Source organism: Kribbella sp. NPDC058245 (genome assembly GCF_042882005.1).
Lineage (GTDB): Bacteria > Actinomycetota > Actinomycetes > Propionibacteriales > Kribbellaceae > Kribbella.
In genome coordinates this window covers 40,440-62,243 of the sequence record NZ_JBHVWY010000012.1, presented here as the reverse complement: position 1 = coordinate 62,243, position 21,804 = coordinate 40,440, and the positions used below count along the sequence as shown (strand labels likewise).

Below are 21,804 nucleotides of genomic sequence, written 5' to 3'. Positions count from 1 at the left end.
TGAGCATGCGCGCCACTCATCGCTTGATGCTGTCGGCAACGACAGTGCTAGCGCTCACCGGCCTGGCCGTCCCAGCCAACGCCGCCAGCTGTGTAGTACTCGACCAGGGACATGTCGACGTCGTCGGCATCGCCTGGGAGGACAACGCCTTCAACCTGCACGTCCACGACGAGGAGCACGGGGTCGAGTACACCCCGGCCGAGGTGCAGCTCACCGCTAAGCCTGGCTCACAGATCGCCGTACCGGCAGACCCTGCGTACAGCTTCCTCGGTACGGCGGGCAGCGCCGCGTGGGTGCTGCCCCAGGTCCAGGACCCCGAGCTGCTCTGGCCCGGGATCGGCGCGGAGGAGATCGCCGCCGGCGTGTTCACCGGTGACGCTCTGAAGGTCACCCTGGTCGGAGTCAGCGGACCGGCCGATTTCAGCATCTTCACCACCGATGCATTCGGTACGCCGACCCGCCTGGCGGACAGCGGCGACGGACTGCCGGACACCATCAACACGACGGCCGGCGGTCACCTGCACGCCAACTGGGCCTTCGAGGCGGCCGGTACGTACAAGCTGAAGTTCAAGGTCAGTGGCACGCTCGCCGCCACCGGCCAGAAGGTCACCTCGGCCATCGCGACCTACACCTTCAAGGTGCAGCAGTGAAGGCGCGTGGGCTGGCCGGCACCCTGATCGCCGGTTTCGCTGCCACCGTCCTGTCGGTGTCCCCAGCGTTCGCCGCCACCACGATCTCGTCGGGTCACGTCGACGCCATCGACGTCGACTGGACTGGTACCGCACTGACGCTGGACCTCAAGGACGGCACCGTCACCCCGGCTGTCGATCGCGCCCCGGCTGACGTCGTACTGAACGCTGTGTCAGCCAGCAAGACCACAGTGCCGTCCAACTCGGCGTACTCGTTCCTGGGCTCGCCTGGTGATCCGGTGTGGATCCTGCCGCAGACGCAGGCCACCGGCATCCTCTGGCCGGGCTTCAGCACGGAGGACGTCCCCAGTGGCGTCCTGTCCGGCAACACCGTCTCCGTGAAGCTCCTGTCGGTCAGCGGACCGGACGCAGTCGCCGTCTACACCACCAACTCACTCGGTACGCCGACAGTGTGGTTCGACAGCGGCAACGGCCTCCCGGACACCCGTTCCATCGCCATCAACACCCACGCCCACGCCAACTGGGCCTTCGAAGCCGCCGGCACCTACACCGCCGTCTTCGAAGTCACCGCCACCACCACCGGCGGCACAGCCATCACCACCGGACAGAAGACCTACACCTTCACCGTCCAGCCGTAACAGCACCGAGAATCAGCAGGGGGCTCGGCGCCGAGCCCCCTGCACCTCGGAAACGCTAAATTGCCGCCATGGGGATGCCCGTGCTCGTGGTGTTGTTGCTGCTTGGCGGCACCGTGCTGATCGTCGCGCTGGTGCTGGGGATCATCGCCTACACCAACCGTCGTCGCGCCGCTCTCCAACAGCGAGCACACGAGATGGCGCAGTACGGCTGGTATCTGGCAGCAGCGAATCCGTGGCTGGCCGACGTGGCCGCCGCGATCTACACGCGTGGCCGACCCGGTGAGATGTTCGCGGGCGATTACCGCGGTCGCGGTATGTGCGCGCTGGACTACTTCTACACAACCAGCAACGGCAAAAGCTCGCAGACCCACAACGTGCACCTGGTAGTACTCAGCCTCCCCGCCGCACTCCCACCACTGACGGTCTCGAAGAAGTTCGCTCGAAGGAAACGAGTCTTCGGCAACAACATCGAGCTGGAGAGCCAAGTCTTCAACGACACCTTCCGCATCGACTGCCCCGACCAGCGCTACGCCTCCGCGGTCCTGCACCCGCGGCTCATGGAGTGGATGCTCGCCAACCCCGGCCTCGAATGGCAGTTCGCCGGCAACGCCCTCGTCTCCTGGGGATACGGCGGCTTCACGGCCCCCGACGTACAGGCTCGTCTCGAAGCCATGACCGGCGTCATCGAGCGCATCCCACCATTCGTCCTCCAGGACTACGGCAGGCCGACCGCAGGGTAGCTCCACAGGGTTTCCCGGCAGCGGTGGTCAGGCCTGGTCGGGCGCCGACATACTGAACTGCAGCTACCGCTCGATCGCTTCGACTACAACGCCACCTACGGCCACTATTGGGTCCAGGACTTCGGCACCGTCTAAGCGAGCTTCGTCCAGACCTGACGGAGTGCCCGGGCCGCATCCCCTTCCAGCCCCGCTTCGTCCAGGGTCTCGGCCAGCTCGTCGAACTCCGGCCCCCACCGCCACGCCACGGCCCGCAGTTGCTCCGGCAACTGCGGGTCGCGCAGTGAGCCCGCATCCGCCCGAACCTGCTGCGCCACCAGCGCGTCCGTCACTCCATGCTTCTCAGCCAGCTGGAACGCCAGCACCGCAAGGGCCGCCTTGCCCTTGTTGTACAACGCGTACGCCGACTTCGCCGCACTCGCCGCCCCCGGCTCCGCCCCAACCACCCGCGGCGTCACCGCCGTACCGGCCCACAACGCAGCAACCTCTTCCGCCGCAGCCCCCGACAACATCAGATGTGTAGGACTAGCCCCACCCGTCGGCGGCGGCCCCACCACCCCCGCATCCACAAACGTCGCCCCCGGTACGGCGGCCTGCGCCTCCCGCAACGAATTCGGCGACAACGGATTCGCCTCGACGTACAGACCGCTGAACCCAGCACGACCTACCTGTTGCGCAATCCCCACCGCCCCTTGCGGAGCACAAGAACACAGCACCACCTCAGCGCTCGCGACCGCCTCACCAAACGCCGTACCAATCAGCCCCGCCGCATCAGCACGCGCGGCACTGGCCGGACTCCGCCCCTCCGGCACCCAAAACACCTCATGCCCAGCCCCAACCAGCTCCCCAGCCAGCCGCGACCCCATCGCCCCCGGGTGAAACGCCACAATCCGCATACCCCGAGCACATCACATCCCCGCACCGGGCTATCACCGCCGCCCGGAAAATGCGGCTCTCCTACCCGATGTGTGGATGGTCCGACGTTGCCGGGGTCCAAGGTTCCCGGGGTCCGAGGTTCCCGGGGTCCGAGGTTCCCGGGGTCCGGGGTTACGGCCGGGGGCTGGGCGGGAAGCTGGGATGGATCTGCCACCACATTTGCCTGGCTAGGCACGGAAATGGGGGGTTATGTACTCATAACCAGGGTGCGGAACCCCTGATTTGGGTGGCTAGGCAGGCAAATCGCTCGGGGCTGCCGGACACCGCCGCCGCCAGCCGGCGCCCGTCGTACCGGCCACCGGCCGGGTCAAAGGCCGACGACGTACCGCGACGGTTAGCCGAACCTCCGACGTCAGCCGGCGACCGTCGTATCGGCCGCGCATTTCAGGGGATCTCCCCTCAAGTTGCCCCTTCTCCCCTCGAAATTTCAGGGGAGAAGGGGCAATCTGGAGGGATATCCGCTCAAATTGGGGAGGCGCGTGGTCAGTGGCCGAGAGCCCGAGGACGGGGCCGGAGGTCGAAGGCCCGGGGGTGGAGGCGAGCCGCTAGTCGTTCGGACCGCGGCGGCGGGTCAGGCGTGGCCGTCGAAGAGGCTGGTGACGGAGCCGTCTTCGAAGACTTCGCGGATGGCTCGGCTGATCAACGGTGCGATGGAGAGCTCGGTGAGTTTGTCGAACCGGCGTTCGGCGGCGATCGGCAGGGTGTTGGTGACGATCACTTCGCTGGCCTGGCAGTTCTTGAGGCGGTCGACGGCGGGGCCGGACAGGATCGCGTGGGTGGCGGCGATCACCACGCCGGCGGCGCCCTCGGCGTACAGGGCGTCGGCGGCTTTGGTGATGGTGCCGGCGGTGTCGATCATGTCGTCGACGAGGATGCAGACGCGGCCCTTGACCTCACCGACGACGCGGTTGGCGACGGTCTCGTTCGGGCGGTCGATGTCGCGGGTCTTGTGGATGAAGGCCAACGGGGAGTTGTTCAGGCGGGCGGACCACTGCTCGGCGACCTTGATCCGGCCGGCGTCCGGCGAGACCACGGCCAGCTGCTGGTCGCCGTACTTGTCGCGGACGTAGTCGCTCAGGATCGGCAGCGCCATCAGGTGGTCGACCGGGCCGTCGAAGAAGCCCTGGATCTGGGAGGTGTGCAGGTCGACGCAGATCAGCCGGTTCGCGCCGGCGGTCTTGAACAGGTCGGCCATCAGCCGGGCCGAGATCGGCTCCCGGCCGCGGTGCTTCTTGTCCTGCCGGGCGTAGCCGTAGAACGGGAGCACGACGGTGATCCGCTTGGCCGAGGCGCGCTTGAGCGCGTCGACCATGATCAGCTGCTCCATGATCCACTCGTTGATCGGCGAGGTGTGGCTCTGGATCACGAAGGCGTCGCTGCCGCGCACCGACTCCTCGAAGCGAACGTAGATCTCGCCGTTGGCGAAGTCGTACGCCGAGGTCGGCACCAGGCCGGAGCCCAGCTGCTCGGCGACCTCGGCGGCCAGCCCGGGATGGGCTCTGCCGGAGAACACCATCAGGTTCTTCTCGGTGGTTCGCTTCATCCCGCTCATGGCCGGCCTCCCGTTACTTCGTGTCGCCAGTATCGGCCGCGGCTTCTGCTTCCGCAGCAGCCTGCGCCGTCTTCGTTCCGGCCCGCTTGCGCGCGACCCAGCCCTTGATGTTGCGCTGCCGCCCGCGGGCCACGGCGATCTCGCCCGGCCCGACGTCCTCGGTCAGTGCGGTCCCGGCGGCCAGGTAGGCGCCGTCCGCGACCGTCCGCGGGGCGACGATCACCGAGTTGCTCCCGATGAACGAGTGCTTGCCGATGAACGTCGGGTACTTCTTCACGCCGTCGTAGTTCGCGAAGATCGTGCCGGCGCCGATGTTCGCGCCCTCGCCGATCGTCGCGTCGCCGGCGTACGTCAGGTGCGGCACCTTGGCGCCGTCACCGATGCTGGTGTTCTTGGTCTCGACGAAGGTGCCGATCTTGCCCTTCACGCCGACCTTGGTGCCCGGGCGCAGGTAGGCGAACGGACCGACGCTCGCGCCGTCACCGAGCACCGCGCTCGACCCGTGGGTGCGGATGATGCTCGCGCCCTCGCCGATCTCGACGTCGGTCAACGTGGTGTCCGGACCGATCGACGTACCGCTGCCGGCCGTGGTGGCGCCGTGCAACTGCGTGTTCGGCAGCAGCGTGACGTCCTGGGCCAGTACGACGGTGCTGTCGACCCAGGTGGTGTTCGGGTCGACGATCGTGACGCCGCCCCGCATCAGCTTGTCGAGGGTACGGCGGTTCAGCTCGGCCCGGAGGGTGGCCAACTGGACGCGGTCGTTCACGCCCTCGGTCTGCATCGCGTCGTCGGTGACATAGGCCCCGACCCGCTTGCCGTCGGTACGAGCGATCGACAGTACGTCGGTCAGGTACAGCTCGCCCTGCGCGTTGTCAGTGGTCAGCCGGCTCAGTCCGTCACGCAGCGTGGCCGCGTCGAAGACGTAGATACCGGCGTTGATCTCGTCGATCTGGCGCTGCTCTGGAGTCGCGTCCTTGTGCTCGACGATCGCGGCGACCGTACCGTCCGCGCCCGGGATGATCCGCCCGTACCCGGTCGGGTCGGCGACCCGCGCGGTCAGCACGGTGACGGCGTTTCCCTGCTTGTCGTGCTCGGCGACCAGCTCGTGCAGCGTCTCCGACTCCAGCAGCGGCACGTCACCCGACGTGACCACGATCGAGCCGTCGAAAGCAGCCGGTACGGCGGTCAGTCCGGAGCGCACGGCGTCACCGGTACCGAGCTGCTGCTCCTGGACGGCGGTCTTCACGTCCGGGTCCAGCGCGGTCAGGTGCGCCTCGACCAGCTCACGGCCGTTGCCGACCACGACCACCAGGTGCTCGGGGCTCAGCGCACGCGCCGTCACCACGGCATGACCGACCAGGCTGCGCCCGCCGATCTCGTGCAGCACCTTCGGGGTCGACGATTTCATCCGGGTTCCGAGCCCGGCGGCCATGATCACGACCGCCGCGGGGCGATGGGAAGTCACGCGGTCTTCTCCTCGAGTTCCCTGCGAGTTTCTGGAACAAGTATCTGCACAGGCACCCGATTCAGTGCCCGCGCAAGCCTACTTCTTCTTCGCGGGGATCCCGCATCGGCCTGTTCAGGCGGGGAGAGCCGCGTGACCGATCCCACATCCCCCATCAGGTACCTGGCCGGGGCAGCTCATCTGACAACTCTCCGTAGCGGAACGCCGTACTGTCGGTGCGGCGCGCGAGAATCACGTCCAACCTCACCGACCCGGGAGAAACCATGGGCCTCACCCTCGGCGCGATCATCGTCAACGTCCCCGACACGACCGCGGCCTCCACCTTCTGGAGCCAAGTCCTCGACTACACGCCGCAGGCCGGCAACCACGACTTCCTGCTCCCACCAGACAGCCGCCCCGCCACCCGCCTGCACTTCGACTCCAACGACCGCACCCACCTGGACCTCTGGGCGACCCCGGATACGACGGTTGCCGCTGAAGTTGCCCGCCTCGAAGCCCTCGGCGCACGCCTGGTCGACGACTGGACCTACCCGAAGGACGCAGACTTCACCGTCCTCGAATCCCCTGACGGCATCCTCTTCTGCCTGATCCACCCATAACTCGCTGTCGATTCCGGCCGCACCCATCCGTCATCCCCAGGACAGCCGCACCCCGAGACGAGGCCCTCCATGCCCAAATTCCTGATCTTGATGACCGAAGCCGACCACGACGCCCGCTGGGCGGCTGCCGACGCCGCCGCCCAGGACAAGCTCCTCACCGCCATGGATACCTTCGCGACCGCCGTCCGCACCCACGGAACCCTGCACGCCGTCCTCCCGCTCATCCCCACGGTGCCGCCCAACGACCTCCACGGCGTCTACCTCGTAGACCTCCCCGACCTCACCGCAACCACCAACCTCACCGAACTGCTCCCCTATGCCTGCGAGATCCGCGAGGTGATGGACGTCGGCATCCCCATCACCGCCTAGGCGAACGGCACCTCGGCAAAGCTGAGCCCACCCCTCTGCGCCATGGTCAGTACTTGACCCGAGACGTGCTGCGGCTCCTTGCGGAAGTACTGCGTATACCCAGCCGAGCGCACCCGGAGATCGAAGTTCTGGCCCTCGATGTGCCACAACGCAGCAGGCGGCCCATCCGGCGAGTCGAGCCGATGCAGGTCGGCGATCTCCAGCAGGTTGCCGTTCGGCGCAAGGTCGCCCTCGACGTGCCATGCCGCTTCGAACACCAATGTGGCCGGAGCGATCCAGAACGAGAAGTACCGCGACGGCTTGGCGGGATCGACCCATTTCACGATGTAGTCCAGGTCCAGTAGCAATCGCGGTACTTGCTCGTCCTCGCGTTCGCCGACGCTGATCGCACGGATCTTGCCGTCGTGCCAACCCATCACCTCGAAGTCGGCGTCCGTCCAGGTGTACTTCTCCAGCCCGCTCGGTTCGTGCCCGTTCATGCCGTCAGTATGCGGCGAACTGTCCTACCTGGCTGGGAATATCTGGGGATGGAGCGGATGGTGGATGTCGGCGAGGTTCAACTCTTCGTGCGGGAGCTGGGAGAACGGAGCGACGAGCCTTCGTTGGTGGTGATCCACGGCGGACCGGATGTGGGGCACGGGTATTTGGTGCCGGGGTTCGCCGACGTCGACCGGCATGTGGTGCTGTTCGACTTCCGCGGCTGCGGGCGGAGCACACGCGGTCTGCCTCCGGAGCGGCTCCAACCCGAGTACGTCGTGGAGGACACTCGTCGGTTGATCGAGGAGCTCGGGCTCGGACAGGTGGATCTGCTCGGGTTCTCGACCGGTGGGCGGGCCGCGATGCAGTTCGTGGACAAACACCCCGAGCTGGTACGGCGGTTGGTGCTGGCGTCGACGACCGCGTACGACGGTCGTGCGGCGGAAGAGTATTTGGCCGGCTGGGACGAGTACCAGCGGCGCGAACGTGCTGCGAAACCCGAGGAACGGAACTCGACGATCTTCGTGTGGGACCTCGCGAAGGCCCCGGCGTACCTGGAACTTCTGGAGAGCCTCGGCGACGAAGGCGACTGGAGCTGGGAGCGCGCGATGGCCGGCCTCTACCACCCCTGGTGCCCGGGCGACCCCGAAACGATCCTGCGCGACTTCGCGAAACCGATCCTGATCCTGCACGGGGAGAAGGACATGGGCTTCCCCGTCCAACTCTCCGAGCGCCTACACGCCGCCGTACCGAACACTCAACTAGCCGTCATCCCCGACACCGCCCACATGTGCCACTTCGAGCGCCCCGACCTCTGGTCCGCGCAGCTCAACACCTTCCTCGGCTGAGATCCGGACCGCCGGCTCGACCGTGTTGGTGATGGTGCGGAGGAATATCTTCGACACCGGAGGCGCTGCGGCAAGCGACGCTACCGATGGAGGCGAACGTGATGGAGTTCCTCGTCGAGATGACGACGCAGGTCCCGGCCGGCACGACCGAGGCGGCGGTGGACGACATCCGCACCCGCGAAGCCGCCCGCGCCCGCGAACTGATTGCTGACGGCAACCTTCTCCGGCTCTGGCGCCCGCCACTGGTTCCTGGCGAGTGGCGCACCTTCGGCCTCTTCGCCGCCCCGGACGAGGCGGCGCTTCAGGAAGCATTGACCTCAATGCCGCTCCACATCTGGCGTACCGACAAGGTCACCCCGCTGGGCCCGCACGTGAACAACCCAGCCGCTCACGGCTGAGCTCACTCCACCCCGAGGGCGGCCCGCCCCTCCGCGAGTTGCCGCTCCGCATCCGCCAGCGCCTGCCGTTTCCGGCGGTACCGCACCTTGCGGATAAGTTCCCCCTCGTCACCGGCCTCGCGGACCCATAAGGTCCATCCGCCCCAGAACACCACCAGGTGCACCACCAAGTTCACCGACCACGCCACCGATAGGAGAGCCAGGTCGATCAACCCATCGCCACCGCCGAAGTTGCTCCAGTCGACAAGCCCAGTACGCCGTAGGTCGACCTCTACCAGGTCGTCGCGCGCGATCGGGTTCTCCACCAGACCATCATCCGCGACACTGAGGGCCATGGACATCAAGCACCGCATGATCGTCTTCGACGCCGCCGACCTCGACGCCGAAAGCACCTTCTGGGCGTCCTTCCTCGACGGCACCGTCGAGAAGTGGGGCGACACCTGGCACGCCATCTGGGTCGACGGCGGCTGGGCCCTCGGCGTCCAGCACTCCCCCAACCACCAGCCACCCACCTGGCCGGACAGCACCCAGCCCCAGCAGATCCACCTAGACCTCTACTTCGAAGGCCAAACCGCCCACACCGAGGCCCACACCAAAGCCCTCACCCTGGGCGCCCGCCTCCTCAAGTCCGGCGACCTCACCGCACCCCGCGGTACCAACGTCTACGCCGACCCCGCCGGCCACCCCTTCTGCCTCTGCTGGGTTCCCCAACCCACCCCCTGAGGCGCCCGAATGCGTACCGAAGAACGGGTAGTACTCCGCAAAACGAGCATCCGCCCCGCGTAACGCCCCTCCGAAAACGCCCTCACCAGCGACGACTACCCGTTCGTCGGTACGCCTTAGGAGACGTCTGGGCGGGTCATCAGTGGTGATCGGAGGAGGCGTTCGAGGTTGGGGCCGGTCATGGGTACGCCGTTCCAGGTGGCGACCGCGGTTCCGGTGCCGGCGTCGAGGTGCAGGCGGACGTGGTGTGGGGTGGGGATGACGTAGAGCTTGGCGACGAAGGTTTTGTCTTGCCAGGCGCCACTTGCGACGACGGGGCGGCCCAGCGGCGCGCTTTCCCGCCAATCGCCGTGGCCGACCTCGAACGCCGGCCACGCGCCAAGCTCCAGCAGCCAGCCACCGTCGACGGCTTCCACGACTACCGCCGTACCGTCAGGCAGCGCCGAGTCCTCGGCGGAGGCGTCGATTGTTGCCATGGCGGAGCGCCCGTGAGCACCTGACACCGGCACGATCGAGAGTTGCCGCAACCGCGCAGCGAGGAGCTCGTCGTACTCGGGTGTTGCCTCGTCCAGGCCGGGCAGAAGGCAGTCCCAGAAGATGCCGGGGATCGGCTGGCGCTCGTCGAGGGCGGAGGTGACGGCGATGACCAGCTCGTGCTCCGGTACGACGATGCATTGCTGGCCGAAGGCGCCGTTCCCGAAGTAGCCGTGCCGCGACCGCCAGAACTGGTAGCCGTACCCGCAGAGAAAGTCAGCGGTGGCCCACGCGTCCTCGACCGGCAGCGTCTCGATGTGCCGGCTGGTCGCGAGCTCAACCCAGTCCCGCGGGACGAGCCGGCGGTCGCCCCATCGGCCGCCGCGCAGCAGCAGTTCGCCGAAAGCTGCGACAGCCTCCGTCGTGAGGTGCAGACCGTGGAACCCGAACGCGAGTCCGCTCGCCACCCGGTCCCATTCGGCGTGCTCGATACCCATCGGCCGGAACAACCGCTCGTCGAGAAACTCCGGCAGCCCGCGGCCGGTGACGCGCTCCACCATCCGCGCCAGGATGAACGTGGTCGCGTTGTCGTAGATATGCCGACTGCCCTCGGGCTCGGCGAACGGCACACGCAGGAAGCCCTTCACGAGGTCGTCCGGCTCCAGCTCCCACGCCGGACCGAGGCTGTCCTCGGCATGCCCAACCGTCATCGACAGCAGGTGATGGACCGTGATGCGGCGACCCTGCTCCGAGACATCGTCCGGGACGTGGTCGGGCAGCACGTCCACGACGCGATCATCCAGCGAGAGCACCCCGTCGTCGATCGCGAGCCCCACAGCGATCGACGTGAACGACTTGGTCAGCGAATACAGCAGGTGCGGGCGCTCAGCCGAGTACGGCGCCCACCAGCCTTCCGCGACGACATGTCCGTGGCGCACGACCATGAGCGAGTGCAGCTCGACCGACTCCGCCTCCAGTTGGTCCAGCAGTGCGATGATCGAGCGGGAAGACATCCCCACAGCGGACGGCGTCGATCGCGGCAGCAGGGCGGGCATCCCAGGACCGTAACCGCTCCTACGCCTTCACGCACACCAAATTAACGCCACTGAACGACATGACCTCGAAGCCCGCGTCGGTCAGTTCCGCGCGGAGGGCCGACGGCGTGAGATGGCGGCGATACGGCAGTTCGCCGCGATAGCAGATCCCCGTGACCGCGTCGTACCGGAACTCCTCGCCGTACCCGCGACCCACGTCGTACAGGGCCGTCGAGATCAAGTACCGCCCACCCGGGGCCAGCCGATCCCGCACCCCGCGGTACACCGCCGCGCGATCCTCGTCCAGCACGATGTTCTGCAAGCAGTAGCTGTCGACAACAACGTCGTACCGAACCGCAGCCTCCGGCCACCGACAAACATCCTGTACGGCGAAGTTGACCGCGACACCGAGCTCCCCCGCGAACCGCTTCGCGAGCGCAATAGCCTCCGCGCTCACATCAACCGCATCAACCCGAAACCCCCGACCCGCGAGAAAACAAGCCGCCGGCCCGGTCCCACACCCATACTCCAAAACCGCCCCGCCCACCGGCAGCTCCGGCACCATCCCCTCCAGGAACCCCTTGTTAGGAAAGTCCCCAAACCCCTTCCCTACCTCAAAAACATCGTTCCACTGCGTTTTCCCCTCCCCCACCACCCGCCGATAAACCTCCCGCGGCTCCACCTCGTAATAACGCATTTTCCCAGCGTAGACACGATTCCTGTGACAGGCTTGCGAATATGAGTGGAACCAGGCTCGACCACGTCCGCGCCAACGTCGCCGATCTCGAGGCCGCCGTCCAGTGGTACACCACGGTGCTGGGCTTCGAGGTCGAGTCCTACTGGCCGCCCGAGGCACCTAACTACGCTCACTTTCGCACGCAGTCGGGTGCGACCTTCGCGGTCATGGAAGCCGAAGGCCGAGGCGGCCGCTTCAACTTCACCGTCGACGACCCCGACGCTCTCTGGGCCGACCTCAAGGACCAGGCCACGATCGTCGAGCCCCTCTTCGACACCCCCTACGGCGCCCGCAAGTTCACCATCGCCGACCCCGACGGCAACGAACTCGGCTTCGTCCGCAACGGCTGACCGTGCGCATCGACATCACGGCCGCCGATCCGGCGCGGTTCGAGGCGGCGGTCGCCAAGTTCATGGGCAGCAAGCTCGACCCCGGCTATCTGAGCGCACCAGGCACCCTGGCCTTCGTCGCCGGCGCCGAACCCCTCGGCTGGTGCTGGGGCTATCACCTCCCCCGCCCCGACGGCACCTCCATGCTCTACCTCCACCAACTGGCAGTAGACGAGAACCACCGGCGCCAAGGCATCGGCAAGGCCCTCCTCCAAGCCTTCATGACCGCAGGCGTCCACGCCGGTGCCACCAAAATGTTCCTCACCACCGCCGCCGACAATCACCCCGCGCGCACCCTCTACGACGCCCTCGGCGGAGGCCTCGCCTCCCAAGGCCCCACCGTCAACTACTGGTTCCTCCTCGACCGGGTGAGCTCATGAGATACGTCCGGGTGGAGTTCAATCGGGGCGGCACCTACTCCGATCCCGGTGCCTACCTGGAGCGGTTGCCGTCGATCGCCGCCGCTCTCCCCGTCGGTGCGCGCGCCTTCGCCACCGATCCGGAGCACTACAACTTCAGGGGCCGACGCTGCATCAAGGACCTCAAACCCCAATACCTCCAACCGGTCGCCGGCGGCCTCGAGCTACAGCTCAAGCACAACTGCTGGAAGCACGAAGAAGATCTGACCATCCGGTACGCCGGTATCCAGAGCGTGACGCTGAATCCACCGAATGACGGCGACGTCGCCCGCCTGTACGACGTCATGCTCGACGAGATCCTGCCGACGGACCACGGATGCACGCACGAGTTCACCTGCTTGTCCGGCTCACTCGTCATCGCCTGCGAAGACCTGACAGCAACCTGGGCGGACTCAAACTGCCCGGAGTTAGGTGCATCGCCAGATCACTGAGGCGTCGTTAGTTGGTAGGAATTGGGTGCTAGGTGACGATTTCTTACCAAATAGCGAGGCGAACTGTGTTCAACCACGAACCCCCGGACTACGCGTGCCCGTTGTGTCTGGTTGTCGGTGGTGGTGAGGACGATCTGACCAGCCAGGAGGACGTCGTACTGCGGACTGAGCGGGCGACGGCGTTCGTGTCGTCTCGGTGGTGGCCGAACAACGTCGGCCACGTGCTCGTCGTACCGAATGCTCATCACGAAAACCTGTACGACCTCCCGCCGGCCGACGGTCATGCGGTGCACGATGCCGTGCGCGAGATCGCCATCGCGATCCGTACCACCTACGGCTGTGAAGGCGTCTCCACCCGCCAGCACAACGAGCCGGCCGGCTACCAGGACGCCTGGCACCACCACGTGCACGTCTTCCCGCGCTACCCCGGCGACAACCTCTACAACACCCGCCACCTCACCACCCCCGCCCCCCAATCCGCCCGCCACCCCTACGCCCAAAGACTCCGCTCCTACTTCGAGGAGCGTGGCTCCTGTTAGCAAACACAGCGCTGCCATACTCACCAGGTGAGTACGAGGTTGTGCTGTGATGCGGTTCGTTGGGTGAGCGACGAGCCGATCCCCGGCTGGGTCGAGGTGACCTTCACTGATGCGGACGGTCACGTGTGGTCGGTCTTCGACAAGCCGCCTGTATTCGCCAACATGGATGACCTGACGCGCGATTCACCGTTCCCAGTGGCAGTCGAGCTGGACTGCGAGATCCTGAGCGTCGACCGTCGTCCCGATCAGACTCTGGTCACCATCTCGACGATCACCCCTTGGGGAGTATCAGCCGACGACGGCCGTTCGACGTTCACAGTGCTCGCCGAGCAGTTGAGGTACGGCGATCAGCCAGGCTGAGGACTGTTCAGGCTTGGTGGGCGCGAACGGTTTCACGGTCTGGGCTGGTTGCTGACGGGGTGGTGCGGGGCCAGGTCCAGGCGTAGCGGAGGATGAGGGCGAGAAGGATCAGTTCCAGGGCGATGCCGAGGCCGTAGAAGAACAGCCAGGATTCGCCCAGGGCGTTGAATGCCGTGACGGGGACGTAGAGCGCGGCCACGATGAGGTTCGCGATGCGGTTCGGCCGGGCGGGCAGCGTCGTCGACAGGACGATCATGAGGATCGGGATGGCCATCAGGGTCAGTGCCGTGGTCGAGAAGGTCTGGGAGAGGTCGAACTCGAAGACCTTGCCGTTGAGGATGTCTTGGATGGCGCCGGGCGTGAAGAAGTTGAGAATGTCCACGTAGGCGTACAGGAGCATGAAGCTTGTCCACGCGGCGGCGAGCTTGACTCGCACCGGGACCGGCTGGTCGTCCAGTGTGGCGGGTTGGCGTGTACTCATCCTGGGCTCCGTTGTCGTGGTGCGGATCGGTAGGTCCACGATCGCTGAGCACGGCGGCGGGCACCTCGGCCCAGAAGCCGGAGTTCGCCTGGCCGATGGCATGGTTTGTGTCTCGTGCTTTCGGCTGAGGAGACCACCCTGACGATGACGACCCCGGTGCCGGCACTTGCTAGCAAAAGCGTTGGCAGAACCGGCCGGACATGACAGAACCCCTAGGTCAGAAGCGCTCTGACCTGGGGGTTCTTGTGGCTCCCCCACCAGGTTTCGATCCTGGTCTTCGAGATTCAAAGTCTCGCGGGCTGCCGATTACCCCACGGGGGATCGTGGTGTCGCCGAAACAGTGTGCCATGCGTGGGGTCGGCCACGAGCTGAGGGGTTCCTTACCTACGGGTCCGTAGGTTACGGTTGCGTAGGTAAGCAGACCTCCGACCGAGGGAATACACCGATGACTCCACCCGCCGTTGCCGCGCCGGAGGCGCCGAGCCGCACTGTCCAGGATGACGCTCTCGATGTCGACACTGGCACGCTCGGGGGTGAGCAGAAGCAGGTGTGGGAGCAGGTCGCGCTGGCGCTGTTCATCGGGATTCCGTTCCTGGCGGTGCTGGCCGCGGTTCCGATTGCGTGGGGCGGGTTCCTGGGGTGGCACGACATCGTGATCGCGGCGGTGTTCTACACGGTCGCCGGTCACGGGATCTCGATCGGTTTCCACCGGTTGTTCACGCACAAGTCGTTCAAGCCGAACCGGCCGATGAAGTACGCACTGGCGATCGCCGGTTCGCTTGCCATCGAGGGTCCGGTGATCCGGTGGGTGGCCGATCACCGCAAGCACCACAAGTTCTCCGACCGTGATGGTGACCCGCACAGCCCGTGGAAGTACGGGAACTCGATCGGTGCGCTGACCAAGGGTTTCTTCCACGCCCACGTGGGCTGGTTGTTCGACACCGAGCAGACTCCGCAGCGGCAGTACGCGCCGGATCTGCTGAAGGACAAGGACATCATCCGGGTGTCGCGGATGTTCCCGCTGCTGGTGACGATCTCGTTGCTGCTGCCGGCCGTGATCGGTGGCCTGTGGTCGATGTCGTGGCAGGGCGCGTTCACCGCGTTCTTCTGGGCCAGCCTGGTCCGGATCGCGCTGCTGCACCACGTGACCTGGTCGATCAACTCGATCTGTCACACGATCGGCGACCGGCCGTTCAAGAGCCGGGACAAGTCCGGCAACGTGTGGTGGCTGGCGATCCTGAGCCAGGGCGAGTCGTGGCACAACCTGCACCACTCGGACCCGACCTGCGCGCGGCACGGGGTGCTCAAGGGACAGCTCGACACCTCCGCCCGGACCATCTGGTTCTTCGAGAAGATGGGCTGGGTCAGCGACGTGCGCTGGCCGGTCAAGGAACGTCTGGAAGCCCGCCGCGTGGACGACGCACGCCGTACCTTGAAAGCGGCCTGACCGTAAAACTCCCACGGGCAACACCCGAAGTACGGCATGATGCTGACGTGATCTCGACGTGACGGAACCCAAACCGCGGCGGTCCGGCCGGATCCGGATGACCAGTGCCGAGCGTCGCGAGCAGCTCATCACGGTCGCCCGCGGCCTGTTCGCCCAGCGCGGCTACGAGGCGACCTCGGTGGAGGAGATCGCGGCACGCTCCGAGGTCTCCAAGCCGGTCGTGTACGAACACTTCGGCGGCAAGGAAGGCCTGTACGCCGTGGTCGTGGACCGCGAGGTCCGCGCCTTGCTCGACGGTGTCACCGGCGCGCTGACCGCGGGCCGCGCGCACGAGCTGGTCGAGCAGGCGGCGCTGGCGTTGCTGGACTACATCGAGCACAACGCCGACGGCTTCCGGATCCTGGTCCGCGACTCGCCGGTCGGGTCGTCCACGGGGTCGTTCATCTCGATCCTGAGCGACGTCGGGACCCGGGTCGAGCACATCCTCGCCGAGAACTTCAAGCGGCACGGTCTCGACCCGAAGAACGCCCCGATGTACGCCCAGATGCTGGTCGGCATGGTCGCGCTCACCGGCCAGTGGTGGCTCGACGCCCGCCGCCCGCGCAAGCAGGACGTCGCCGCGCACCTGGTCAACCTGGCCTGGAACGGCCTTGCGGGACTCGAGGCCAAGCCGGTCCTGTCGACCCGCCCGCACAAGTAGCGGACCGCCCCCACTCACCAACCCTGGGAAAAGGGCCCCGGTCAGCCCACGCTGAGCGTGCGCCAGCTCCCTCCGGAGAAGTTGGTGAGTGTCTGAGGTCCGCCGACCACGGTCGTACGGCGACATCCGACCGCAGGTTGACCCCTGGGCAGACGCTGCGCCGTACGCTGGCCCGCATGACGGGGTTTCTGACCGCGCGGCCGCTGCCTGCGCGCAGCAAGGCGTTCGACCTGATGTTCGCGGGCGCCCTGTTCGTGTCGGCCGGTTTCCTGGGTCTCGCGCAGGCCAAGCTCGGCGGCATCATCGGGCTGGCGATGATCGGCCCGCTGATCTGGCGCCGCACCCACCCCGAGGCGGTCTTCTTCGCCGTCTCCGGCCTCGCCGTTCTGCAGTGGCTGGCCGCAGTAGAGCTCCAGCCCGGCAACATCGGCCTGCTCGTCGCTCTCTACGCGATCTCCGTGTACGGCGACGTCCGCCTCAGCCGGATCGCGCTCGGCATCGGCGGTCTCGGCGTACTGATGGCGACCTCCCGCTACTGGGCGAATGACGACTGGCGCCAGCAGGTGACCATGATGGTCGCCCTCGGCGCGCTCGTCTTCGGCGTCTGGGCCCTCGGCGAGCGCCGCCGGACCAGAGGCCTGTACGTCGCTCAACTCGAGGAACGTGCTGTCCAGGCCGAGCGTGATCGCGACCGCGAGTCCAAGCTCGCCGTCTCGGCCGAGCGGACCCGGATCGCCCGCGAGATCCACGACGTCGTCGCCCACGGTCTGTCGATCATGATCGTCCAGGCCGACGGAGGCCTGTACGCCGCCGACCAGTCCCCCGAGGCGGCCAAGAAGGCGCTCGCCACGATCGGCGATACAGGCCGCGCGAGCCTGACCGAGATGCGCAAGATGCTCGGCCTGCTCAAAGCCGACGAGCAGCACGAACTCGACCCGAACCAGCCGCGCCCCCAGCCCGGCGTCTCCAGCCTGCCCGAGCTGATCGAGAACGTCCGCGAGGCCGGCCTGTCGGTCGCGTACCAGGTCACCGGCACTCCCCGCGATCTCCCCGCGCTGCTCGGACTGACGGCGTACCGGATCGTGCAGGAGGGCCTGACCAACACGCTGAAACACGCCGGGCCGGGTGCGAGCACCTCCGTCAGCCTGGACTTCGGGCGCGACGTACTGACCGTGGTGGTCACCGACGACGGCCGCGGTGGCGGCGTTGCCCCGAGCACCGAACCGGGCCACGGTCTGGTGGGGATGCGTCAACGCGCCTCGGTCTCGGGCGGTACGGTGAGCGCGGGACCGAAGGCGGGCGGCGGTTACGAGGTGATCGCCAAGCTCCCGTACCACCTGCCCAACGGAGGAGTGGCGTGAACGAGGTCAACGAAGATGTGATCCGGGTGTTCCTGGTGGACGACCAGGAGCTGGTCCGGGCCGGCTTCACGATGCTCGTGGATTCCCAGCCCGACATGCGGGTGGTCGGGCAGGCGGGTGACGGCGGCGAGGCGGTCGAGAAGATCTCGGTGACCGCGTGCGACGTCGTGCTGATGGACGTCCGGATGCCCCGCCTGGACGGCGTACAGGCCACCAACCAGCTGCAGTCGTTGCCGAAGGCACCGAAGGTGATCGTGCTGACCACCTTCGACCTGGACGAGTACGCCTTCGCCGCGATCAAGGCGGGCGCCGCAGGCTTCCTGCTCAAGAACACCCCACCGGCCGATCTGCTGTCCGCGATCCGCCAGGTGCACTCCGGTGACGCCGTCGTCTCCCCCAGTACGACGCGGCGGTTGCTCGAGCATTTCGCCGGATCCCTGCCTGATCAAGGAGTTGAGCGGCCCGACCTGGCCGCCCTGACCGCTCGCGAACGCGAGGTACTGGTCGAGGTCGCCCGCGGTCTGTCGAACACCGAGATCGCCAAGCTGTTCACGCTGTCCGAGGCCACGGTGAAGACGCACATCGGCCGCATCCTGGCCAAGACCGGCCTGCGGGACCGGGTCGCGCTCGTCGTTCTCGGGTACGAGACGGGACTCGTTCGCGCGACCAAGTAATACCCAGGTACTACACGGAATACGTTCCGTGGGACGACGTACCGGACAGCGGTTCTCACTAACTTGGTGAGCATGACAGGGCGGGCCTGTCGTGGAACCAGGGAGTGACATGATTTTGCAGACCGGTGAGCTTGCGGCAGGGCGGCTGCCGCAGGACGGGATGCCCCGGACGGCGATCCGCGCACACGAACTGCGCAAGGTGTACGGCCAGGGCGACACCGCCGTGGCCGCGCTGGACGGTGTGTCGGTCGACTTCGCGGTCGGCAACTTCACCGCGATCATGGGCCCGTCCGGCTCCGGCAAGTCGACGCTGATGCACTGCCTGGCCGGCCTGGACACGCCGACCGGCGGTCAGGTCCTGCTCGGCGAGACCGAGCTGACCCAGCTGCCCGACTCGGAGCTGACCAAGATCCGCCGGGACCGGATCGGCTTCGTCTTCCAGTCCTTCAACCTGCTGCCGATGCTGTCCGCCAAGGACAACATCCTGCTCCCGCTCGAGCTCGGCAGCCGCAAGCCCGATCAGCAGTGGCTGGCCACGCTGGTCGACGTACTGGGGCTGCAGGACCGTCTCACCCACCGCCCGTCGGAGCTGTCCGGTGGTCAGCAGCAGCGCGTCGCCGTGGCGCGCGCGCTGGTCGGGCGGCCTGAGGTCGTGTTCGCCGACGAGCCGACCGGCAACCTGGACTCGCGTTCCGGCGCCGAGGTCCTCGGCTTCCTGCGCCGCAGTGTCCGCGAGTTCGGTCAGACCGTGGTGATGGTGACCCACGATCCGCTGGCCGCGTCGTACGCCGACCGCGTCGTGATGCTTGCCGATGGCAAGCTTGCCGGCGAACTGTATGACCCGAAGCCGGAGACCGTTCTCGACGCGCTGCGCCAGCTGGGGGCCTGACGTGCGACGTTCTCTGCTCTCCTCGTTGCGCGCCCATCTGGGCCGCCTGGTCGCCGCGTGTCTGGCGATCGTGCTGGGGGTCGGCTTCGGCACCCTGGCGATGACCGCGCACTCGTCGGCGTCCCATGGCATCGACGAGACGATCGGCGCGCAGTACAAGGGCGTCGACGCCTACGCCAGCCCGCAGAACGGCGAACTCACCCCGGCCGCGCTGGCCAAGGTGAAGGCGCTTCCGCAGGTCGCTGAGGCCGTGCCGACATCGATCGCCTACTTGGACACCACCTTCCCAGGCCTCGTCCGGCCGGTGTCGCTGCCGATCGAGGCCCTGCACAACACCACGCAGATCGCCGGCCCCAGTACGACGGCCGGTCGGTTGCCGACCGCAACCAACGAGATCGCGCTGCCGAACAAGCTGGCCGACAAGAACAAAGTGACCGTCGGCCAGTCGCTGCGGATCACGTCGTACGAGAAGAAGTCCTGGACCGTGAAGGTCGTCGGCCTGATCGACGACAAGAGCGCGTTCGGCCAGGGGGCGGCGATCGCCACCGCGGCGGCGGTGAAGATCTACGAGCCGAACGGCTTCATCCAGGCCTTCGAGGTCGCGGGCAAGAGCGGTACCAGCCAGCAGGCGGTGGCTGATGCCGTGCGGTCCGTGGTCGGCGCCGGCATCGAGGTCTACACCGGCAAGGCGTGGATCGAGCACGAGATCGAGGGCTACACCAACGGCATCGACGTTCTTGGCGGCGTGTTCGGCATGTTCGCCGTCATCGCGCTCTTCGTCGCCTGTCTGGTGATCGGCAACACCTTCACGATCGTGATCGCCCAGCGGACCCGCGAGATGGCGCTGCTGCGCTGCGTCGGCGCATCCAAGCGCCAGGTGTTCTCTTCAGTGCTCGCCGAGGCGACCGTGGTCGGTGTGATCGCCTCTGCGATCGGCGTCGTCTTCGGTGTTGCCCTCTCGGCGCTGGCCCTCGCGCTGTCCCGAGAGTTCGACTGGGGAATCCCGCCGGTCCCGCTGCACCTGGGGATGGCCTCGATCTTCCTGCCGTTGCTGCTCGGGAGCATCGCGACGATCGCGGCGGCCGTCGTACCGGCTCGTCGGGCGACCAAGGTCGCGCCGTTGGCTGCGCTGCGGCCCGAGGCCGCGCCGGTCGCCGCCTCCAAGCGTGGCATCGTCCGGATCATCTTCGGCTTCCTGCTCCTCGCCGGTGGCGGTGCGATGCTCGCCGGAGCGGCGAGCGGTCACGACGTGATCCTCGGCGTCGGTGGTGGCGTGGTCTCGTTCCTCGGGGTGCTGGCGCTCGGGACGCTGCTGATCCCGGCGCTGATCCGGGTACTCGGCGCGCTGCCGGCGCGGACCGGCGTACCGTCGCGGATCGCCGTCGCGAACGCGGTCCGGAACCCGAAGCGTACGGCGGCCACGACCGCGGCCCTGCTCATCGGCGTGACGCTGATCAGCCTGACTTGTGTCGGCATCGCGTCGGTGCGCAAGACCTTCGACGTGTCGATGGACGGGCAGTACCCGGTCGACCTGATGGTCTCGACATACAACCAGAAGATGCCCGCCGGGGCGGCCGACCAGCTCAAGTCGATCAAGGGCATCACGCAGGTCGTTCCGGTCAAGCAGGTCACGATCAAGTCCAAGGGCGAGGAGTTCCAGGTCACCGGGATCGACCAGGCGACCGCCGGGACCGTCATCCACAACCCGGCGCTGGTGAACGACCTCCAGCCCGGTACGGCGCTCGTCGACTACGGCACGCTGTCCCGGCTGAACCTCGAAGAGGGCGCGAAGGTCGCGATCGTCTCCGGCAAGAACACGCTCACCGTCACACTCAAGCGTGGGCTCGGCCTGGAGCCGTTCAACCTGACCGCGACCGACCTCGCCAAGCTGGCACCGAATGCACCCGTCACCAGCTTCTGGCTGGCGTCGGATCCGAAAGCGGACGGCGCCAAGATCATCGACTCGGTGAGCCAGTCGCTGCCGTCGGTGAAGGAGCTCGGGGTCAGCGGCGGGCTGGCGAAGCGGACGGCATACACGAAGATCTTCGATGTCCTGCTGGCCGTCGGACTCGGGCTGCTCGGCGTCTCGGTCCTGATCGCGCTGGTCGGCGTCGGGAACACGCTCAGCCTGTCGGTCCTGGAACGAACCCGGGAGAACGCGTTGCTGCGGGCAATGGGTCTGACCCGGCGCCAGCTGCGCAGCATGCTCGCGATCGAATCGTTGCTGATGGCACTGGTTGCCGCCGGCCTCGGGATCGTGCTCGGGCTGATCTACGGCTGGACCGGTACCAGCGCCCTGATGGGTGGTCAGACGATCGACGGGAAGGTCCAGTACGCCGTACCGGTCGGACTCCTGGTCGCGGTCGCGGCGATCGCCGCCGTGGCTGGTCTGCTCGCCTCGGTCCTGCCCGCTCGCCGGGCCGCCAAGGTCGCACCGGCCGGAGCGCTCGCGACGGAGTAATGAGCTAGCGGCTCGCC

27 protein-coding genes and 1 tRNA gene are annotated in these 21,804 nt (G+C 67.1%); 19 read left to right on the top strand and 9 right to left on the bottom strand.

All coding sequences use genetic code 11. From position 1 onward, the window contains the following. Positions 1–5 precede the first annotated feature (5 nt). The 3 genes from ACFVWG_RS26385 to ACFVWG_RS26375 all read left to right on the top strand — a co-directional run bounded on the left by ACFVWG_RS26385 (position 6) and on the right by ACFVWG_RS26375 (position 2,028). Complete coding sequence (locus ACFVWG_RS26385) at positions 6–650, top strand: choice-of-anchor M domain-containing protein (protein WP_391546087.1); 645 nt, start codon at positions 6–8, stop codon at positions 648–650. Further along, positions 647–1,288 (top strand): choice-of-anchor M domain-containing protein, encoded by a 642-nt coding sequence (locus ACFVWG_RS26380; RefSeq protein WP_391546086.1) that lies wholly within the window; start codon positions 647–649, stop codon positions 1,286–1,288. Before ACFVWG_RS26385 ends, ACFVWG_RS26380 begins: the two co-directional genes overlap by 4 nt. A gap of 68 nt (positions 1,289–1,356) precedes the next feature. After that, positions 1,357–2,028 carry a hypothetical protein gene (locus ACFVWG_RS26375; protein ID WP_391546085.1) on the top strand — a complete coding sequence of 224 codons (672 nt, stop codon included), beginning with the start codon at positions 1,357–1,359 and terminating at the stop codon, positions 2,026–2,028. A 131-nt stretch (positions 2,029–2,159) separates the two neighbouring features. On the opposite strand, the gene ACFVWG_RS26370 is transcribed toward ACFVWG_RS26375, so the two are convergent. The 3 genes from ACFVWG_RS26370 to glmU all read right to left on the bottom strand — a co-directional run bounded on the left by ACFVWG_RS26370 (position 2,160) and on the right by glmU (position 5,978). Further along, on the bottom strand, positions 2,160–2,837 hold the full coding sequence (locus tag ACFVWG_RS26370; RefSeq protein ID WP_391546084.1) for a DUF1932 domain-containing protein: 678 nt from the start codon (positions 2,835–2,837) through the stop codon (positions 2,160–2,162). Positions 2,838–3,532: 695 nt separating this feature from the next. After that, a complete protein-coding gene (locus ACFVWG_RS26365) occupies positions 3,533–4,513 on the bottom strand; it encodes a ribose-phosphate diphosphokinase (protein WP_391546083.1) in 981 nt (326 codons plus the stop codon). 13 nt (positions 4,514–4,526) lie between these two features. Further along, positions 4,527–5,978, bottom strand: a complete 1,452-nt coding sequence (glmU, locus tag ACFVWG_RS26360; protein WP_391546082.1) for a bifunctional UDP-N-acetylglucosamine diphosphorylase/glucosamine-1-phosphate N-acetyltransferase GlmU — start codon at positions 5,976–5,978, stop codon at positions 4,527–4,529. Positions 5,979–6,241: 263 nt separating this feature from the next. Here glmU and ACFVWG_RS26355 point away from each other — a divergent pair, with 263 nt between their 5' ends. After that, positions 6,242–6,577 (top strand): VOC family protein, encoded by a 336-nt coding sequence (locus tag ACFVWG_RS26355; protein ID WP_391546081.1) that lies wholly within the window; start codon positions 6,242–6,244, stop codon positions 6,575–6,577. Between the two features lie 69 nt (positions 6,578–6,646). Next, positions 6,647–6,946 (top strand): hypothetical protein, encoded by a 300-nt coding sequence (locus ACFVWG_RS26350; RefSeq protein WP_391546080.1) that lies wholly within the window; start codon positions 6,647–6,649, stop codon positions 6,944–6,946. Here the strand turns inward: ACFVWG_RS26350 and ACFVWG_RS26345 are convergent. Continuing rightward, on the bottom strand, positions 6,943–7,425 hold the full coding sequence (locus ACFVWG_RS26345; protein ID WP_391546079.1) for a hypothetical protein: 483 nt from the start codon (positions 7,423–7,425) through the stop codon (positions 6,943–6,945). The two genes, ACFVWG_RS26350 and ACFVWG_RS26345, sit on opposite strands and share 4 nt — an antisense overlap. Positions 7,426–7,473: 48 nt before the next feature. Here ACFVWG_RS26345 and ACFVWG_RS26340 point away from each other — a divergent pair, with 48 nt between their 5' ends. Both ACFVWG_RS26340 and ACFVWG_RS26335 read left to right on the top strand, forming a co-directional pair. Continuing rightward, the gene (locus ACFVWG_RS26340; RefSeq protein WP_391546078.1) at positions 7,474–8,271 is read left to right on the top strand and encodes an alpha/beta fold hydrolase; all 798 of its coding nucleotides are present in this window, start codon (positions 7,474–7,476) and stop codon (positions 8,269–8,271) included. A gap of 86 nt (positions 8,272–8,357) precedes the next feature. Then, positions 8,358–8,669 (top strand): muconolactone Delta-isomerase family protein, encoded by a 312-nt coding sequence (locus ACFVWG_RS26335; protein WP_391546077.1) that lies wholly within the window; start codon positions 8,358–8,360, stop codon positions 8,667–8,669. Positions 8,670–8,671: 2 nt separating this feature from the next. Here ACFVWG_RS26335 and ACFVWG_RS26330 read toward each other — a convergent pair whose 3' ends face one another. Then, the gene (locus ACFVWG_RS26330) at positions 8,672–9,004 is read right to left on the bottom strand and encodes a hypothetical protein (RefSeq protein WP_391546076.1); all 333 of its coding nucleotides are present in this window, start codon (positions 9,002–9,004) and stop codon (positions 8,672–8,674) included. Between ACFVWG_RS26330 and ACFVWG_RS26325 the strand changes: the two genes are divergently transcribed. After that, complete coding sequence (locus tag ACFVWG_RS26325) at positions 9,003–9,392, top strand: VOC family protein (RefSeq protein ID WP_391546075.1); 390 nt, start codon at positions 9,003–9,005, stop codon at positions 9,390–9,392. The two genes, ACFVWG_RS26330 and ACFVWG_RS26325, sit on opposite strands and share 2 nt — an antisense overlap. Positions 9,393–9,508: 116 nt before the next feature. Here ACFVWG_RS26325 and ACFVWG_RS26320 read toward each other — a convergent pair whose 3' ends face one another. After that, a complete protein-coding gene (locus ACFVWG_RS26320; protein ID WP_391546074.1) occupies positions 9,509–10,921 on the bottom strand; it encodes a serine hydrolase domain-containing protein in 1,413 nt (470 codons plus the stop codon). A 19-nt stretch (positions 10,922–10,940) separates the two neighbouring features. Continuing rightward, positions 10,941–11,465, bottom strand: coding sequence for a class I SAM-dependent methyltransferase (locus ACFVWG_RS26315; protein ID WP_391546073.1), 525 nt, complete (start codon positions 11,463–11,465; stop codon positions 10,941–10,943). A gap of 173 nt (positions 11,466–11,638) precedes the next feature. On the opposite strand from ACFVWG_RS26315, the gene ACFVWG_RS26310 reads away from it, so the two are divergent. From ACFVWG_RS26310 to ACFVWG_RS26290, 5 genes are all read left to right on the top strand, one after another. Then, positions 11,639–11,986: a VOC family protein gene (locus tag ACFVWG_RS26310; RefSeq protein WP_391546072.1), complete on the top strand. Its 348-nt coding sequence runs from the start codon at positions 11,639–11,641 to the stop codon at positions 11,984–11,986. Positions 11,987–11,988: 2 nt separating this feature from the next. Further along, a complete protein-coding gene (locus tag ACFVWG_RS26305) occupies positions 11,989–12,405 on the top strand; it encodes a GNAT family N-acetyltransferase (RefSeq protein ID WP_391546071.1) in 417 nt (138 codons plus the stop codon). Then, entirely contained in the window at positions 12,402–12,875 is a 474-nt protein-coding gene (locus ACFVWG_RS26300; RefSeq protein ID WP_391546070.1) for a hypothetical protein, read from the top strand. Before ACFVWG_RS26305 ends, ACFVWG_RS26300 begins: the two co-directional genes overlap by 4 nt. Before the next feature lie 65 nt (positions 12,876–12,940). Then, entirely contained in the window at positions 12,941–13,414 is a 474-nt protein-coding gene (locus ACFVWG_RS26295) for an HIT family protein (RefSeq protein WP_391546069.1), read from the top strand. 63 nt (positions 13,415–13,477) lie between these two features. Continuing rightward, positions 13,478–13,774 (top strand): hypothetical protein, encoded by a 297-nt coding sequence (locus ACFVWG_RS26290; protein ID WP_391546068.1) that lies wholly within the window; start codon positions 13,478–13,480, stop codon positions 13,772–13,774. 7 nt (positions 13,775–13,781) lie between these two features. Here the strand turns inward: ACFVWG_RS26290 and ACFVWG_RS26285 are convergent, their stop codons facing one another. Together ACFVWG_RS26285 and ACFVWG_RS26280 are read right to left on the bottom strand one after the other, a co-directional pair. Further along, positions 13,782–14,255 carry a DUF6326 family protein gene (locus ACFVWG_RS26285; RefSeq protein ID WP_391546067.1) on the bottom strand — a complete coding sequence of 158 codons (474 nt, stop codon included), beginning with the start codon at positions 14,253–14,255 and terminating at the stop codon, positions 13,782–13,784. 246 nt (positions 14,256–14,501) lie between these two features. Then, a tRNA-Gln gene (locus tag ACFVWG_RS26280) sits at positions 14,502–14,576 on the bottom strand. A 124-nt stretch (positions 14,577–14,700) separates the two neighbouring features. Here ACFVWG_RS26280 and ACFVWG_RS26275 point away from each other — a divergent pair. The 6 genes from ACFVWG_RS26275 to ACFVWG_RS26250 all read left to right on the top strand — a co-directional run bounded on the left by ACFVWG_RS26275 (position 14,701) and on the right by ACFVWG_RS26250 (position 21,787). Further along, entirely contained in the window at positions 14,701–15,702 is a 1,002-nt protein-coding gene (locus tag ACFVWG_RS26275) for an acyl-CoA desaturase (protein ID WP_391546066.1), read from the top strand. Between the two features lie 58 nt (positions 15,703–15,760). Next, the gene (locus tag ACFVWG_RS26270) at positions 15,761–16,402 is read left to right on the top strand and encodes a TetR/AcrR family transcriptional regulator (RefSeq protein ID WP_391546065.1); all 642 of its coding nucleotides are present in this window, start codon (positions 15,761–15,763) and stop codon (positions 16,400–16,402) included. A gap of 176 nt (positions 16,403–16,578) precedes the next feature. Beyond that, positions 16,579–17,763: a sensor histidine kinase gene (locus tag ACFVWG_RS26265; protein ID WP_391546064.1), complete on the top strand. Its 1,185-nt coding sequence runs from the start codon at positions 16,579–16,581 to the stop codon at positions 17,761–17,763. Beyond that, a complete protein-coding gene (locus tag ACFVWG_RS26260; protein ID WP_391546063.1) occupies positions 17,760–18,437 on the top strand; it encodes a response regulator transcription factor in 678 nt (225 codons plus the stop codon). Before ACFVWG_RS26265 ends, ACFVWG_RS26260 begins: the two co-directional genes overlap by 4 nt. A 160-nt stretch (positions 18,438–18,597) precedes the next feature. Beyond that, on the top strand, positions 18,598–19,326 hold the full coding sequence (locus ACFVWG_RS26255) for an ABC transporter ATP-binding protein (RefSeq protein ID WP_391546335.1): 729 nt from the start codon (positions 18,598–18,600) through the stop codon (positions 19,324–19,326). Between the two features lies 1 nt (position 19,327). Next, positions 19,328–21,787 (top strand): ABC transporter permease, encoded by a 2,460-nt coding sequence (locus ACFVWG_RS26250; RefSeq protein WP_391546062.1) that lies wholly within the window; start codon positions 19,328–19,330, stop codon positions 21,785–21,787. Positions 21,788–21,804: the final 17 nt, after the last annotated feature.